The organism is Rickettsia endosymbiont of Oedothorax gibbosus, assembly GCF_936269705.1.
Classification (GTDB): Bacteria; Pseudomonadota; Alphaproteobacteria; order Rickettsiales; family Rickettsiaceae; genus Tisiphia.
This window is the reverse complement of the sequence record NZ_OW370493.1, coordinates 1,107,310-1,121,884: the sequence shown is the minus strand read 5'-3', so window position 1 is coordinate 1,121,884 and position 14,575 is coordinate 1,107,310. Positions and strand designations below refer to the sequence as shown.

The window sequence follows — 14,575 nt, the reverse complement described above, 5'->3', positions numbered from 1 at the left end:
TTATTGCAATTGGTATTATATAGTTTTATAGATGATTTTTGTAAAATTTATTTGGAGTATGAACAGAGAAAGTTATTACCATCAAATAAGCAAAGAAATCGCTGTTGTAGCATGAGTCTAAGTGAAATGTTAACAATAATAATTATGTTTCATACATCCTATGCTAAGAATTTTAAATTTTTCTATAAAAGTTATATAGAGTGCATGCATAAGGATGATTTTCCCAAAGCCTTGAGTTATAATAGATTTGTTGAATTAATGGCACGATTATTCATACCGCTAAATATGTTGATTCATTTGTTGTTTGGTGAGGAAACAGGTATTTATTTTATTGACTCTACAACGATTAAAGCTTGTCACAATAAAAGGCGTTATAGCAATAAAGTTTTTAAAGGATTAGCCAAACATAGTAAATCCTCTATGGGGTATTTTTATGGTTTTAAATTACATGTAATAATCAATAATAAAGGGGAGTTTATGGCATTAAAAGTGACCAAAGGCAATGTAGATGATAGGGTTCCAGTACCGGAGTTAACAAAAAGATTAACTGGAATTATAGCAGCTGATAAAGGTTATATTAAGCAAAATTTGTTCTTAAATTTATATGAAAGAGGCTTAAAAATGATTCATGGAATTAAGAAGAATATGGAAAATAAATTAATGGATTTGAAAGAAAAAATCTTACTTCGAAAGCGTAACTTAATTGAAACAGTTTTTGATTATCTAAAAAATAAAATGAACCTTGAACATACTAGACATAGATCACCAATAAATGCCTTTGTCCATATATTATCTACTCTTGTTGCTTACTCATTAAAGAAAAATAAACCTTCAACAAAATTTGATTTTAATCTACATGTTCACAATATCCTTATCCCGAATTGACGTGTACGACAAGTAATACCTGAGGAAATTCGTGTACAAGATGGTGATGAGAAAGAGGATTGTGAGACGAATGCTTTCAAGAGATTTTTGACAAGATTTAGAAAAGATCATGATAAATTAGGGATAATAATCAATGCTGATGCGTTATATGCAACAACTCCAGTGATAGAAACAATTCGTGATCATAAAGCTAATTATATTTTTAAAGTAAAACCCAATAATCATAAGACATTAATGGATAATGTTCAATCTGTAGATAAATCAAAGATAGAGACATTGAGCCTTAGAAGGAACAAATTGATAATTGAATGGGTTAATGATGTTGAATTATTTACTAGCACTAAGGTAAGAACAAATTATATAGCGGCATGGGAGCTAGTGCCGCAGAAAGATGGTAGTAACAAAAGTCAGTATTATGGTAAATGGATTACTGATCTAGAAATCACCTCAGATAATGCTAAAACAATAATAGACGGAGCAAGAGCACGTTGGAAAATAGAGAACGAATGCTTTAATAGCTTAAAGAATCATGGTTATAATATAGAACATAATTACGGTCATGGTTCTGAGAATCTATGTTATAATTTCTACAATTTTACTTTGTTAGCATTTACTATTCATCAAATACACCAATTAGTTGATAAATTATTTCAAGAAATGAGGGAGCAATTTGGTAGATTAGGATCGTTATGGGAACGAATAAGAAGTTTAGTAGACCTTTTTTTCTTTGAATCAATGGAAATGTTATGGGAGATATTAGCTGGCAAACGAGATTACAGAGTCCCGCCAATATAGATTCGACCTATCAAAAGCTTTTTCTAGAGCAATAGACTTATTTATTGCTAACCGTTGGTTTTTACCAAATTGATTACAATAACGTGAATTATGATAAGTTTGTATAAAAATATTTATAGAATTCAAGAAAATACATACAAATCTTTAACAGAAAAATAGATTATTCGTCTTAAAGTTGAGTGGATCGCAATGCTAAAATTTCCCTATGTATCCATAATGTCATATTTGGAATTGCTGGCACGGTGGGTGCTTATTCGGCACTAATTCAGGTTAATTGACTATAGCTATAAATTTTATAATAAATTGATAATATAACGATGTTCAAACTTTTTTACGTATTTTTTAAATTATTTTTAATATTAGGGCTAATAGCTATTAGTGCTTGTATATATTTGTTGTATAATTACTCTAAGGATTTACCGGACTACTCACAACTTGCCGATTATCATCCACCATCGGTAACAAGAGTGTATGCTCAAAATGGAAAATTAATGGAGGAATATGCTTTAGAACGTAGAGTTTTTGTACCTATTAGTAGTGTGCCACGCTCTCTTATAGAGGCTTTTATTTCAGCTGAAGATAAGAATTTTTTTGAACATTCAGGAGTTGATATTATAAGCATAATCAGAGCAGCAATACTAAATATTTCTAATATTGTAAACCACCGTAGGGTGGAAGGAGGGTCAACTATTACCCAGCAAGTAGTCAAGAATTTTTTGTTAACCTCCGAGGTATCGATAGAACGTAAGATTAAAGAGGCGATTTTATCCTATATGGTCTCAAAAACCTTTACTAAAGATCAAATTTTGGAGCTATATCTTAATCAAACATTTTTTGGTAGGGGGGCCTACGGAGTTGCCATGGCTGCTCAAAATTATTTTAATAAATCTATTGACGATTTAACTCTTGCTGAATCAGCTTTTATTGCTGGGTTACCAAAAGCTCCATCAAATTTTAACCCGGAAAGAAATTATGCCAGGGTAAAAGAGCGTAGAGATTATGTCATTATGAGAATGTTGGAAGATGGTTATATAACGCAAGAAATAGCAAAAGAGGCAATAGATACGGCAATTACTTTACAAAAGCGGGATCGTAGCGAAACCGTTACAGCCGGTTATTATGCTGAGCAAGTGCGGGAAGAAGTTATTCGCAGAATTGGCAGTAAAGAATATTTTTATACCGGAGGCTTAACAGTCATTACCTCACTTGATGCTAATATGCAGCAAGCTGCAGAGAATGCTCTTAGAAAAGGTATAAGAGAATATGACAGAAAACATGGTTTTAGAGGAGTTATCACTAATATAGATATAAATAACTGGCAAGATAATTTAAATAAACTAACAAAGCCACCAGCCATTCTAGAATATCAATTGGCGGTAGTATTAAATGTTTCAGATAATCAAGCGGAAATTGGTCTTTGCGACTTGAGTAAGTCCAAAATAGCTTTATCAGAAATGAAATGGGCGAAAAATAACCTTAAATCTGCAAAAACTCTTTTGCAGAAAGGGGATGTTATAGTAGTCGAAAAAATAAATGCTAATTACTCTTTAAGGCAAATTCCTACTGTTAATGGGGCTATTATGGTGATGAATCCTACAACAGGGCAAGTACTTGCGAGTGTTGGTGGGTATGATTTTGCGGTTAGTAAATTTGATCGTGTTACCCAGGCTTTACGACAACCAGGGTCACTCAGTAAAACTTTCGTTTATCTTGCTGCTTTAGAAAACGCCATCCAGCCAAATAGAATTTTTGAAGATAGTAAAGTAGAGGTTCCACAAGGTCCTGGTATGCCAATTTGGCGACCAAAAAATTATAAAGGAGATTTTTTGGGTTTAATTACTATGCGTACAGGTCTTGAGAAATCGCGAAACCTTATTACTGTCAGGGTAGCACAATCTATAGGACTAAACAAAGTTGCTGAAATAATCAAGCGATTCGGCATTAATAATGAGCCAAAGAGATTTTATTCTATGGTGCTTGGTTCGCTCGAAACCACGTTAAAAAAAATGATAACTGCTTATGCAATAATTGCCAATTCAGGGAAAAAAGTCACCCCACATTTTGTCGAACTCATTAAAGATCGTAACGGTAAAATAATTTATCGTAGAGACAATAGAGAATGTGAAAATTGTAGTGTATCTGATTCCCAGCTTACTGATAACGTATCACCGCCTATCTTGTCTCAACCAGATTGTCGAATGATTACCGATGAGGCAAGTGATTATCAGATTGTCTCATTTCTTACTGGAGCAGTTGAAAGAGGTACCGCAATAGCTGCAAAGAAACTTGGTAAGGTTATAGCTGGTAAAAGCGGTACCACCAATGAGAGTATGGATACTTGGTTTATTGGTTTTACTCCCAAAATAATTGTTGGAACATATATTGGCTATGATACACCAAAAACACTTGGAAAAACTGCCACAGGGTCAAGTGTTGCCTTGCCAATATTTATCGACTTTATGGAAAAGGCATATTCTGATATCCCTTCACTGGCGTTTAAAATACCAGAATCGATTAAATTATTACCAGTAAATCCACAAACCGGTAAAATTACCTCTTCTGGTAGTATTATGGAAGCATTCAAAACTCATGATATACAGATATTAGATTATCAACAAGAGACCCAAGATAATGATGATTTCCATAATAGCTCACCTGAAAAAGATAATTCTCAGGAGGTATATTAGGCTCTGTGAACAAAATTTGTCTAGACAACGGATAATACTATGATACTATTTCAATTATTGCCTGACAGTAACGTTTGAGTACTCATTTATTAAATTATTGAGTTGTTTTTATGTTAATATACTCTATGTTTCTGTAGTATTAGCTAAACCTCCACATGAATATTTATCAAATGCTTTTAAAAGTGTGCTTAAAAATTTTGAAGAAAACCCTAGAATGCTCATTCCTGGTGGTTCTATGCTATTAATTGATCACGATAAAAGCAAGTCGATTAGTCAAGATACCGAACCTATAGAGCAAATATCACAGCCATTTGTTAATACGTTACCTGCATCAGCAACCATAAATGTATCTCCAAATAATTTATTAAGAGACTCCTATGATAATCGCGGAACAGACTTAAGTGATCAAAGCACAGATTCTCTTGTTGAGATTAGTGATAATTCTGATAATTTGTTCACATCATTAGATTCTACGAGTCTGTCCTATAGTTTGTGTAAGTTGCAAAGAAAGCAGTAATACCAATTGCAATAATTAACACGGTGTGTTTATCCAGTCTCTATACATAATTGATTTTACTAAATCTACATTATGAGCAAATTGATTCCAAGCGTAACAAGCCATAGTGACGATATCTTCATATACACCATAACATTGGTTAGACAAGAAATGATTTTTGATCCATTCCCAAACTTGTTCCATTGCATTAAGTTCCGGTGCATAGGGCGGAAGCGGTATCAAAGTGATATTGCTTGGCACAGTTAGTTTTTTGGCTGTGTGCCAACCTGCATTATCCGTTAGTAAAGCTATATGTCGGTTGCCTTGAATACTGCGAGAAAGCTCTTCTAAGAATTTATTCATTGCCTGTGTGTTTGCATATGGTAAAATTAATGCAAAAGCTTCTCCTGTATCATGGCAAGCAGCTCCATAAATATATGTTGAAATGAATTGCTGTTGCCGAACTTTACGGGGTCTAGTGCCACGCTTAGCCCATATACGAGTTAAGCTACCTTGTTGCCCAACTCGAGTTTCATCCTGAGACCATATATCAACTTTACATCTATCGATATTTTTTGGTAATAATTTTGTTAACATGTCTGGGAAGTTTTTTTATATGTATTTTGAGTCTCTTGATTTGACTTTGGATGCATTGAACGAGAAGTAATCCAGCTAAAACCAAGGCGGTGCATAGTATTGTAGACTGTTTTTAAAGCGCATTTAGCACCATATTCCTCAAGTAACATGATATGTAGCTCCTTTCCAGTTATATACCCACCAGTTTTACTTTCACTGAGCGTATTGATTTTATCAAAAAGAGCAGACTCTTGTATAGTGTTAATCTTCCTAGGGGCGCCGCTTCTTTGTGATTCAAATAATCCTTCAAAACCATGATTCCTAAATCTTCTGAGCCATGATTGCACAGTTTTCCAGTGTGACTTCACTATTTCAGATATGGCTTTTAAAGATTTGCCTAATTGAAGGTGATACATCGCCAATAAACGTATACGATTTCGACCATGCGGCTCATGTTTCATCATTTTTATAAAATCATGACCATGAAAACCTTGTGGTAATATTAACCTAGCCATTTGAGTACCTTTATCAGTTAAAAACCCATTTTACACCACTGCGTTAATTATTGCAATTGGTATAAGAGATTACTGTAAAAAAAGTAACTTAAGCAAGCAAGGAGGAATTATGGCTAAAAAATTAGATACAGATAAAGATACATTAAACATCAGTAATCAGCTAGTAGAAGAATTATTATCAAAAGCAGATCCATCGGAGTTATTTGGTCGAGATGGTTTATTTCAACAGCTAAAGAAGCAAATAGTTGAGAAAATATTAGCAAGTGAGTTGGATCATGAATTAGGATATTCAAAACATAGCAAGATGCCAAAAGTAGATAATAATCGTCGTAATGGTAGCTATGAGAAGACAGTAATTGATGGGGATGGTCGTAAGCTGACAGTAGAAGTACCAAGAGATCGGGAAGGAGAGTATAATCCTCAATTAATACCAAAAGGGCTGAGGAGATTTAATGGATTTGATGAGAAAGTGATATCCCTTTATGGTCGCGGTATGACAGTCAGCGAGATCCGAGGGCATTTAGAAGAAATATATCAAACTGATGTATCTGGTGACTTGATATCCACCATAACAGATGGGGTAATAGAAGAAGTAACTAGGTGGCAAAATCGTTGTTTAGATAGGGTGTATCCAATATTATACTTGGACTGTATCTATGTAAAATCTAGAGACAATCACATAGTAATAAATAAAGCAGTATATTTAGCACTTGCTGTAAATATAGAAGGGAAAAAGGAGTTACTTGGCATTTGGATAGGCAAAAATGAAGGTGCTAAATTTTGGATGCAAGTAGTTACTGAGTTAAAGAATCGAGGAATTGAACAAATTTATGTTGCTTGTGTGGATGGTTTAAAGGGCTTTCCAGAAGCTATAAGCAGTGTATTCCCGAGTACTATAGTACAATTATGTATTGTACATATGGTTCGCAATTCAGTAAAGTATGTGTCATATAAAGATTTAAAAGAGGTCACATCAGATCTAAAACAAATTTATACAGCTAATAATGACGAAATGGCACGTTTAAAACTTCAGCAATTTGGTGTAAAATGGGATAAAAAATATCCGGTAATTTCTGATATTTGGCAACGTAATTGGTCTGGGATAATACCGTTTTTTGCCTTTCCTGAAGAGAACAGAAAGGTAATTTATACTACTAACACTATAGAATCTGTAAATCGTCAAATTAGAAAAATCATCAAAAATAAGGGGGTGTTTCCAGATGATAAGTCAATTCAAAAAATAATATTTTTATCCCTACAAAATGCAGCCAAAAAATGGACCATGCCTATTAAAGATTGGTCTTTAGCTTTAAATCAATTTGAAATACTTTGTGGAGATTTTAAATATGATTTATTGGAAAATAAAAAATGAACTTTGTGAGTAGACCTAACCAATTGCTTGGTTAAGCCCCTCCTCAGAACCGGACATGCAGAGCTACCGCATCCGGCTCCCGAAAGGTAAGATAGGCTTGTACCCTATTTTTTTTTGTTGGTTTTAGAACATTGAAATGGTCTTCCACTTATTTGGAAAGTCGACCCTTTTGAGTATTTCAGCTAATCTTTGCCAATTCATCTTACGCTTCCCACCCATTCTATTAAACCACCCATATATTGCTCGCCTAGTTTGGTGAATAAATGAACTTACTCGTCTTTGATTATCTGATATACCATGATAATTGATCCACCCCTTTGTAGCTCTAATGACTTGCAATAATATCTGTTCTTTGCCCCTCTCATTAAGGTGACTTCGTAGATATTCTCTTAGCCCTTTAAGCTTCTCGGTAAATCGATCTTTCCTTGTGGTATATTTTAATCTCCATATGTTACCAAACCTTGATTTACCCCAATAGCAAGTAAAGCCAAGAAAATTATAACTCTTGATCTTCTTACCTTGCTTAGCTAAGTCCTCAGCATGGTATCTACCGGACTGAATCATCTGCGATTTAGCTTCATTGATGTTCAAGCCATACTTGTTTAATCTTTTGGGCAAAACCTCATAAAACTTCCTCGCGTCTTCTTCATTCTCAAAGACGAACACCATATCGTCACAATACCTCACCATTCCAGTTTGCCCTCTTATGTTTTCCTTGCTGATTTTAGCAAACCAACAGTCAATAACATAATGTAGGAAGACATTTGCCAAAATTGGTGATGTTTTAGACCCTTGGCGGCATCCTTCCTTGTTAGTAACTGTAATGCCGTTTTCTATAATTGGTGTTTCCATCAGTTTCATAACTAGTCTTAGGAATCTTTTGTCAGATATTCTCTTTCTTAGGAATCCCATCAACTCAGAATGTTTGATTGAATTGAAGCACTTAGTTATATCAATTTCAACTACAGCTCCTTTATTGAAGTTATACGTAAGTCTATTCAACTCCTTAAGTGCATCATGGGCGTTTAATTTAGGTCGAAACCCGTAAGAACATTTTAAGAATATTGGCTCGAACACTGAGTTTAATATCTTGCTTACTGCCGACTCGATTATCTTGTCTTCAAAGCATGATATTACCAAAGGTCTTTTGCCTCCATCTTCTTTTGGAATCAATGTAATTCGTGCAGGTTTAGCTTGATATTGCCCCTTGCGAATTTTAGTAAGGAGCGAGAGCAAATTTGCTTCCAACTTCTTACCATAAACCGCTTTGGTTATACCATCTATTCCTACAGCTTTCTTGCTATCAAGTTCCTTATATTGTTCTTCTAACATCTTTAAATCAATAATATGTCCAAGATTATTAAACTTTATGTCTTGATTTTGTGATGATAGCAACTTTATACGCTCAAGTTTCGTTGACCATGTATTTCCGTCTATGCTGTGTACGGTCATTGTTTCCCTCTTACGTTCTTACCTTTCTGTCAGCCCTTCGCTCCACTCCCATTACGAAGCTTCATCACTACTACAACTGACTCAGCCATCCTTAACACCATCTCCAAAGCCTTATGTTTCGGCACTTGTACTTTGAATACTTACTTAACTCAGTAAGAGTTATAAGGACTTCTCAAGTTGTGTCATTAATCTCTACAAACTCGCTGACGCCTGAGACCCCGATGGTTGAAAACTTTCGGATTTTCGCTAGTTTGACCTCTAGTTTTCTCTTGTCTACTGCGTTGTGTAGCACATCGACTTCCACTACCAATATCATTTCAGGGCTATCACGTTCACCATTTGGTTTCGGCTCGGATGTTTCGCTGTCTACGCTTTACTACTGTCGTTACCTTCAGCAGCACAAGACTCGCTATATGGTGGAGCTAGCTACTCCTTCCATAACAGGACTTTCACCCGTAAGATTAATGCACCTTATCTTGACGCACACACAAACTATAGGACAGACTCCAATTATCTTTTATCTAAATTTTCAAAAAAATATTTATCTAAATAATAAAACAACGTTTTTGTTGAATAAGTTTATGGCAAACTTCAAGTAGCTTACGCATACAAGCAACTATCGCAACTTTCTTATACCAATTGCAATAATTAACGCAGTGGTGTAAAATGGGTTTTTAACTGATAAAGGTACTCAAATGGCTAGGTTAATATTACCACAAGGTTTTCATGGTCATGATTTTATAAAAATGATGAAACATGAGCCGCATGGTCGAAATCGTATACGTTTATTGGCGATGTATCACCTTCAATTAGGCAAATCTTTAAAAGCCATATCTGAAATAGTGAAGTCACACTGGAAAACTGTGCAATCATGGCTCAGAAGATTTAGGAATCATGGTTTTGAAGGATTATTTGAATCACAAAGAAGCGGCGCCCCTAGGAAGATTAACACTATACAAGAGTCTGCTCTTTTTGATAAAATCAATACGCTCAGTGAAAGTAAAACTGGTGGGTATATAACTGGAAAGGAGCTACATATCATGTTACTTGAGGAATATGGTGCTAAATGCGCTTTAAAAACAGTCTACAATACTATGCACCGCCTTGGTTTTAGCTGGATTACTTCTCGTTCAATGCATCCAAAGTCAAATCAAGAGACTCAAAATACATATAAAAAAACTTCCCAGACATGTTAACAAAATTATTACCAAAAAATATCGATAGATGTAAAGTTGATATATGGTCTCAGGATGAAACTCGAGTTGGGCAACAAGGTAGCTTAACTCGTATATGGGCTAAGCGTGGCACTAGACCCCGTAAAGTTCGGCAACAGCAATTCATTTCAACATATATTTATGGAGCTGCTTGCCATGATACAGGAGAAGCTTTTGCATTAATTTTACCATATGCAAACACACAGGCAATGAATAAATTCTTAGAAGAGCTTTCTCGCAGTATTCAAGGCAACCGACATATAGCTTTACTAACGGATAATGCAGGTTGGCACACAGCCAAAAAACTAACTGTGCCAAGCAATATCACTTTGATACCGCTTCCGCCCTATGCACCGGAACTTAATGCAATGGAACAAGTTTGGGAATGGATCAAAAATCATTTCTTGTCTAACCAATGTTATGGTGTATATGAAGATATCGTCACTATGGCTTGTTACGCTTGGAATCAATTTGCTCATAATGTAGATTTAGTAAAATCAATTATGTATAGAGACTGGATAAACACACCGTGTTAATTATTGCAATTGGTATTATACTTTCATATACTTAATGATTTAGATACACACTAGGAGCCTATTGAAGAATAGAGAATTTACCCTAAATACGGTCAATTTTTATTCTCCGATAACCTCCTATAGTCAATTCAGGGGGATTTGGTGCTAGGAGCGATGGAGCGACGCCTATAAGTAATCATAGCAATTATCTTTTATCTAAATTTTCAAAAAAATATTTATCTAAATAATAAAACAACGTTTTTGTTGAATAAGTTTATGGCAAACTTCAAGTAGCTTACGCATACAAGCAACTATCGCAACTTTCTTAGGTTTAAAATTATTAACAAGCCTATTGTATAAAGTTTTTAAATATTGAAAACCATTTTTGCCAGTTAATACCGCCATGTATAAAGCATCCCGTGGTATTTTTCTGCCTCCCCTAATAAATCTTCGTCCTTGCTTATTACCACTATCATGGGCGTACGGAGCTATCCCCACAATTGCTGACAATTCATTACTACTATAATTTTTATCCCCTAATTCAGGTACAAAACTAATTAGTTTTGTAGCCAAACATTTACCAATACCAGGTACAGTCTCTAATATTTTTACCTTCTCTTTTAACTCTTCTGACTCATCTATTGTTTTGTTTAACTTCTTATCAAGCTCAGCTATTTCATTTTGTAAGAATTTAATGTGTTTTTCTATACTATCTTTATCAATACCATCAATACTATGATGTAGTCTTTTCTTTTCATTGCTAAGCATTAATACTAAATCTTCTCGTCTTTGCTTATATCTCTTCAAATTCTCTGATTCAACTTGATATATATAATTCGCTGAAAGCTGCATCTTATCACTATAATATGCTAATTTAAATGCATCCTTCCTATCAGTTTTACACAAATTTACCGATTTACTAAAAGAATTAAAACTATATGTATTGACCTTATGTATTGGAAGTGTAATATAGTGAGTTGACATTGTTATAATACCAATTGCAATAATTAACGCAGTGGTGTAAAATGGGTTTTTAACTGATAAAGGTACTCAAATGGCTAGGTTAATATTACCACAAGGTTTTCATGGTCATGATTTTATAAAAATGATGAAACATGAGCCGCATGGTCGAAATCGTATACGTTTATTGGCGATGTATCACCTTCAATTAGGCAAATCTTTAAAAGCCATATCTGAAATAGTGAAGTCACACTGGAAAACTGTGCAATCATGGCTCAGAAGATTTAGGAATCATGGTTTTGAAGGATTATTTGAATCACAAAGAAGCGGCGCCCCTAGGAAGATTAACACTATACAAGAGTCTGCTCTTTTTGATAAAATCAATACGCTCAGTGAAAGTAAAACTGGTGGGTATATAACTGGAAAGGAGCTACATATCATGTTACTTGAGGAATATGGTGCTAAATGCGCTTTAAAAACAGTCTACAATACTATGCACCGCCTTGGTTTTAGCTGGATTACTTCTCGTTCAATGCATCCAAAGTCAAATCAAGAGACTCAAAATACATATAAAAAAACTTCCCAGACATGTTAACAAAATTATTACCAAAAAATATCGATAGATGTAAAGTTGATATATGGTCTCAGGATGAAACTCGAGTTGGGCAACAAGGTAGCTTAACTCGTATATGGGCTAAGCGTGGCACTAGACCCCGTAAAGTTCGGCAACAGCAATTCATTTCAACATATATTTATGGAGCTGCTTGCCATGATACAGGAGAAGCTTTTGCATTAATTTTACCATATGCAAACACACAGGCAATGAATAAATTCTTAGAAGAGCTTTCTCGCAGTATTCAAGGCAACCGACATATAGCTTTACTAACGGATAATGCAGGTTGGCACACAGCCAAAAAACTAACTGTGCCAAGCAATATCACTTTGATACCGCTTCCGCCCTATGCACCGGAACTTAATGCAATGGAACAAGTTTGGGAATGGATCAAAAATCATTTCTTGTCTAACCAATGTTATGGTGTATATGAAGATATCGTCACTATGGCTTGTTACGCTTGGAATCAATTTGCTCATAATGTAGATTTAGTAAAATCAATTATGTATAGAGACTGGATAAACACACCGTGTTAATTATTGCAATTGGTATGAAATGGCGATACAATAATGTCATTATTAGCAACTATGAGTAATAGGATGACAACAAGAAGATATAGAATAATATATGAATCGTATGATCATAAGCAACCCACTACAACAATTTCAAGAGTAGAAGTACTTAATGGCGAGCTTAACGAACCAAGTAATTGTCTAGATTTTTCCATAGGTTTGGATAATCAAATTGCTTTAATTCAAGGAGTACAGGATATAGTTTTGCAGGAAAAGATTCAATTAATCCATAAACTAACAAAAGTTACTTGCCCTAAGTGTAAAATTAAAATGCATAAGACTGGTGTAAATAAATCTACTTTTCACGATGTTTTCACTGATCATAACATTGTAATACAGAGATTTAAATGCCATAATTGCGGATATGAAACGCACTCTACCGTCCGCACGTTATTGCAGGGAGTAATTTCTGGTGATTTAAAAAAAATACAAGCTACACTAGGTGCTACACATAGTTTTAGAGAAGGAGAGAAATTATTTGAATTATTTTCTGGTAAAGATCGGCAAATTAATAATCATAATCGTATTAAACAAGTTACAGAATCAGTTGGCAATGCTATTGAAGATATCAATGCTGATGAGAAGGAAATGCTCATTACTGAAGATGCTGTTGAACTAATATTAAATGTAGATGGAGGACATATAAAGACAACAGAGGATCAACGTAGTATGGAGGCTATGGTGGCTGTAGTTTACAAACCAGAATCTATAAAATCAAATAGTCAAGATACCAGGAATTATATTATAAGTAAGAATTGTGCAGCGTCAATTAAGGATGATCGTCAAAAACAAATTATAAGTTCTACTATTATTGCAGCATTGAAACAAGGCTTAAGCCCAAAAACACATATTACCGCACTATGTGATGGGGCGGCAAATTGCTGGAATATAGCAAAGGCACTAGAGCCTTTGTGTGCTAAAATAACTTATATTTTAGATTGGTTTCATTTGGGTATGAAATTTGAGAATATATCGTTACCAAAAAGGCTAAAAGAAGATCTGATGCATATCAAGTGGCATTTATGGAGAGGAGATGTGGAGAAGGCGATGATAAGATTTAAAGAAATATTAGCACTGACAAAAGAAGAACAGCATCATGATAGGATTAAAAAATTATCCCAATATGTTGATAATAATAAAGATAAAATTGTGGATTACTCAACAAGGAAGGATCAAGGGCTGATCTTTACTAGTAATCTTGCTGAATCAACTGTTGAGAGTTTAATCAATCAAAGATGTAAAGGGCAGCAACACATGAGATGGTCTAGAGAGGGGTTAAATCCTATTTTGCAATTAAGATCTATAATCCATAGTAATGATTGGTCTAGCAAATGGAAAACTGCGGTACTAAATGCTGCTTAATAATTCACTATATTACACTTCCTATCACTTTCTCATCAAATCCATTAAATCTCCTCAGCCCTTTTGGTATTAATTGAGGATTATACTCTCCTTCCCGATCTCTTGGTACTTCTACTGTCAGCTTACGACCATCCCCATCAATTACTGTCTTCTCATAGCTACCATTACGACTATTATTATCTACTTTTGGCATCTTGCTATGTTTTGAATATCCTAATTCATGATCCAACTCACTTGCTAATATTTTCTCAACTATTTGCTTCTTTAGCTGTTGAAATAAACCATCTCGACCAAATAACTCCGATGGATCTGCTTTTGATAATAATTCTTCTACTAGCTGATTACTGATGTTTAATGTATCTTTATCTGTATCTAATTTTTTAGCCATAATTCCTCCTTGCTTGCTTAAGTTACTTTTTTTACAGTAATCTCTTACTGCTTTCTTTGCAACTTACACAAACTATAGGACAGACTCGCCGAATATATGACCGCTTCCTTTGTGGCTCTATTTTTTTATTTTCTTTGTTGACAAATTCACTCGTCCATATATGACAAATTGAC

General features: G+C 34.5%; 15 protein-coding genes. 10 read left to right on the top strand and 5 right to left on the bottom strand.

The genetic code is table 11. The features are described from left to right. Positions 1-3 precede the first annotated feature (3 nt). The 4 genes from NBW66_RS06140 (at position 4) to NBW66_RS06125 (ending at position 4,884) form a co-directional block, all read left to right on the top strand. A complete protein-coding gene (locus tag NBW66_RS06140) occupies positions 4-885 on the top strand; it encodes an IS982 family transposase (protein ID WP_250312038.1) in 882 nt (293 codons plus the stop codon). A gap of 15 nt (positions 886-900) precedes the next feature. After that, on the top strand, positions 901-1,680 hold the full coding sequence (locus NBW66_RS06135; RefSeq protein WP_348539317.1) for a transposase: 780 nt from the start codon (positions 901-903) through the stop codon (positions 1,678-1,680). 317 nt (positions 1,681-1,997) lie between these two features. Beyond that, complete coding sequence (locus NBW66_RS06130) at positions 1,998-4,367, top strand: penicillin-binding protein 1A (RefSeq protein ID WP_250311326.1); 2,370 nt, start codon at positions 1,998-2,000, stop codon at positions 4,365-4,367. Positions 4,368-4,464: 97 nt separating this feature from the next. Further along, positions 4,465-4,884 carry a hypothetical protein gene (locus tag NBW66_RS06125; protein ID WP_250312036.1) on the top strand — a complete coding sequence of 140 codons (420 nt, stop codon included), beginning with the start codon at positions 4,465-4,467 and terminating at the stop codon, positions 4,882-4,884. Positions 4,885-4,899: 15 nt separating this feature from the next. On the opposite strand, the gene NBW66_RS06120 is transcribed toward NBW66_RS06125, so the two are convergent. Then, positions 4,900-5,460, bottom strand: coding sequence for an IS630 family transposase (locus NBW66_RS06120; RefSeq protein ID WP_250310543.1), 561 nt, complete (start codon positions 5,458-5,460; stop codon positions 4,900-4,902). After that, positions 5,454-5,954 carry a helix-turn-helix domain-containing protein gene (locus NBW66_RS06115; protein ID WP_250310542.1) on the bottom strand — a complete coding sequence of 167 codons (501 nt, stop codon included), beginning with the start codon at positions 5,952-5,954 and terminating at the stop codon, positions 5,454-5,456. The genes NBW66_RS06120 and NBW66_RS06115 overlap by 7 nt, the downstream gene beginning before the upstream one ends. Positions 5,955-6,063: 109 nt before the next feature. Here NBW66_RS06115 and NBW66_RS06110 point away from each other — a divergent pair, with 109 nt between their 5' ends. Further along, positions 6,064-7,326: an IS256 family transposase gene (locus NBW66_RS06110; RefSeq protein ID WP_250310633.1), complete on the top strand. Its 1,263-nt coding sequence runs from the start codon at positions 6,064-6,066 to the stop codon at positions 7,324-7,326. Positions 7,327-7,449: 123 nt separating this feature from the next. Here NBW66_RS06110 and NBW66_RS06105 read toward each other — a convergent pair whose 3' ends face one another. Continuing rightward, positions 7,450-8,778: a reverse transcriptase domain-containing protein gene (locus tag NBW66_RS06105; RefSeq protein WP_250310618.1), complete on the bottom strand. Its 1,329-nt coding sequence runs from the start codon at positions 8,776-8,778 to the stop codon at positions 7,450-7,452. Positions 8,779-9,473: 695 nt separating this feature from the next. Between NBW66_RS06105 and NBW66_RS06100 the strand changes: the two genes are divergently transcribed. Together NBW66_RS06100 and NBW66_RS06095 are read left to right on the top strand one after the other, a co-directional pair. Further along, positions 9,474-9,974: a helix-turn-helix domain-containing protein gene (locus NBW66_RS06100; protein ID WP_250310542.1), complete on the top strand. Its 501-nt coding sequence runs from the start codon at positions 9,474-9,476 to the stop codon at positions 9,972-9,974. Then, complete coding sequence (locus NBW66_RS06095) at positions 9,968-10,528, top strand: IS630 family transposase (RefSeq protein ID WP_250310543.1); 561 nt, start codon at positions 9,968-9,970, stop codon at positions 10,526-10,528. The genes NBW66_RS06100 and NBW66_RS06095 overlap by 7 nt, the downstream gene beginning before the upstream one ends. Before the next feature lie 219 nt (positions 10,529-10,747). On the opposite strand, the gene NBW66_RS06090 is transcribed toward NBW66_RS06095, so the two are convergent. Continuing rightward, on the bottom strand, positions 10,748-11,491 hold the full coding sequence (locus NBW66_RS06090; RefSeq protein WP_250312035.1) for a transposase: 744 nt from the start codon (positions 11,489-11,491) through the stop codon (positions 10,748-10,750). Between the two features lie 70 nt (positions 11,492-11,561). Here NBW66_RS06090 and NBW66_RS06085 point away from each other — a divergent pair, with 70 nt between their 5' ends. Genes NBW66_RS06085 through NBW66_RS06075 form a run of 3 tightly spaced genes read left to right on the top strand, consistent with a single transcriptional unit; the run spans position 11,562 to position 14,014 of the window. Beyond that, entirely contained in the window at positions 11,562-12,062 is a 501-nt protein-coding gene (locus NBW66_RS06085) for a helix-turn-helix domain-containing protein (RefSeq protein WP_250310542.1), read from the top strand. Beyond that, positions 12,056-12,616, top strand: a complete 561-nt coding sequence (locus tag NBW66_RS06080; protein WP_250310543.1) for an IS630 family transposase — start codon at positions 12,056-12,058, stop codon at positions 12,614-12,616. Before NBW66_RS06085 ends, NBW66_RS06080 begins: the two co-directional genes overlap by 7 nt. Before the next feature lie 33 nt (positions 12,617-12,649). Next, complete coding sequence (locus NBW66_RS06075; protein ID WP_250311117.1) at positions 12,650-14,014, top strand: UPF0236 family transposase-like protein; 1,365 nt, start codon at positions 12,650-12,652, stop codon at positions 14,012-14,014. A gap of 7 nt (positions 14,015-14,021) precedes the next feature. Here the strand turns inward: NBW66_RS06075 and NBW66_RS06070 are convergent, their stop codons facing one another. Then, on the bottom strand, positions 14,022-14,402 hold the full coding sequence (locus NBW66_RS06070) for a transposase (RefSeq protein ID WP_250312034.1): 381 nt from the start codon (positions 14,400-14,402) through the stop codon (positions 14,022-14,024). Between the last annotated feature and the right edge of the window lie 173 nt (positions 14,403-14,575).